The sequence below is a fragment of the Streptomyces sp. ADMS genome (genome assembly GCF_033441795.1).
Classification (GTDB): domain Bacteria; phylum Actinomycetota; class Actinomycetes; order Streptomycetales; family Streptomycetaceae; genus Streptomyces.
Window position 1 is genome coordinate 1 of sequence record NZ_JAVFVX010000293.1, and the last position, 1,729, is coordinate 1,729.

Below are 1,729 nucleotides of genomic sequence, written 5' to 3' on the forward strand. Positions count from 1 at the left end.
TGGCCTCCTCGATGAGGGAGATCAGCGGGGTGGCGGCGGGGACGGCGACGTCGACGCCCCAGCGCCCGTCGAACAGCCAGGCGTTGTCGGCGTCGTTGCACCGGGCGGCCACGCGGGGCACCGAGAACTGTCGTTTGGCGAGCAGGCTGATGACGAGGTTGTCCTCGTCGTCCCCGGTGGTGGCGATGAGGAGGTCGGCGGTGAGCGCGCCGGCGTGTTCCAGAAGGGTGGGTTCACACGCGTCCCCGGCGATGAGCCGCACCGGGATGCGCCCCTCCAGTTCGGCGACGCGGTCGTCGTCGGCGTCGATCAGCGTCACCTCGTTGTGGGCGGCGGCGAGTACCTGGGCGATCTGGGTGCCGAGGCGTCCGGCCCCGGCGATGATCACGTTCACGTGCCCAGCTCCTTGTCGAGAAAGCCGCGCAGCCTGCCGAGCGCGGTCGCGGCGACGGCGAAGGTGACCAGGTCGCCTGCCCGCGCGGGCGTGCTGTGCGCGGGGATCAGGGAGTGGCCGGCGCGGGTGACCTCGACGACGCGGATCTCGCCGTCGACCTCGAACTCGGTCAGCGGCCGCCCTGTCAGATAGGCCGGCAGTTCGGAGCGGTAGAGCAGGGTCTCGCCGTTGCCGAAGCTGATTTCGGGGGACAGATGGCGGTGCAGGAGCATCTGGTGGATCTGGTGGACCGTCCAGCGGACGCTGGTGATGGTGGGGATGCCGAGTTCGCGGTAGATGTCGGCGCGTCGGGGGTCGTAGATGCGGGCGAGGACGTTCGGTACGCGGTAGGTCTCCTTCGCCGTGCGCGCGCTGACGATGTTGCTGTTGTCCCCGGAGGTGACGGCGACGAAGGCGTCCGCGTGCTCGATACCGGCGGCCTTGAGGACGGAGCGGCTGTAGCCGTTGCCCTCGTGGAAGTGGATGCGGGGGCTGTCGGGCAGCCGCCGGGCCGCCTTGGGACGCCGGTCGACGACCTGCACGTCGTGCCCTTCGGAGGCGAGCAGACCGGCGAGGGTGGTGCCCACCCGTCCGCAGCCGACGACGATCACCTTCACTGTTGCGCTCCCTTCCGGTGGTCGGCGCGGCGGCGCAGCCACCACTTGCGGACCTCGTCCGCGATCAGAGGCACGGTCCCGAGCCCGGCCAGTACCGCCCAGTCGGCGGCGTCGAGCGGGGCGGTGTTGAAGACGGCCTGGAGCAGCGGTACATAGCTGATCGCGGCCATGAGGGCGATGCCGAAGCCGCCGGCCGCCAGCAGGGCCGGATTGGACAGCAGCCCCACCTTCAGAATGCTCTGCCGGTCGGTGCGCACCGCGAGCGAGATGAAGAACTGGCTGAACACGATCGCGCCCTGGGCCAGCGTGACGGCCTCCCGGTAGACGGGATCGTCCTCGGTGAAGCCCTCGAACGGTACGCCGGAGGAATGGATGTGCCAGAAGAACACGGCGCACACGCCGAGCGCCTGGATGCCGCCCAGGAACAGGATGCGTCCCACCACCGCCGAGGAGAACAGCCGCTCGCGCCTGGAGCGAGGCGGGCGGTCCATCACGTCCGGCTCGGGTCGTTCCGCACCCAGCGCCAGGGCGGGCAGCACGTCCGAGCCCAGGTCGATCGCCAGGATCTGCACCGCGCTGATGGGTACCAGGGGGAACCCGGTGAACGTCGCCGCCAGGATCGGGCCGAGCTCGCCGATGTTGCTGCTGAAGACGTAGACCAGGAACTTGCGGATGTTCT

General features: G+C 69.9%; 3 protein-coding genes. All 3 read right to left on the reverse strand.

Annotated features, from left to right (window positions below):
* Positions 1–394 (reverse strand): NAD-binding protein (locus RB628_RS40465; RefSeq protein ID WP_318325641.1); only part of this gene is annotated, 394 nt, incomplete at its 3' end.
* Positions 391–1,050, reverse strand: coding sequence for a TrkA family potassium uptake protein (locus tag RB628_RS40470; RefSeq protein ID WP_318325642.1), 660 nt, complete (start codon positions 1,048–1,050; stop codon positions 391–393). The genes RB628_RS40465 and RB628_RS40470, both read right to left, overlap by 4 nt.
* A partial coding sequence (locus RB628_RS40475) for a cation-translocating P-type ATPase C-terminal domain-containing protein (protein ID WP_318325643.1) occupies positions 1,047–1,729 on the reverse strand: 683 nt, incomplete at its 5' end. The genes RB628_RS40470 and RB628_RS40475, both read right to left, overlap by 4 nt.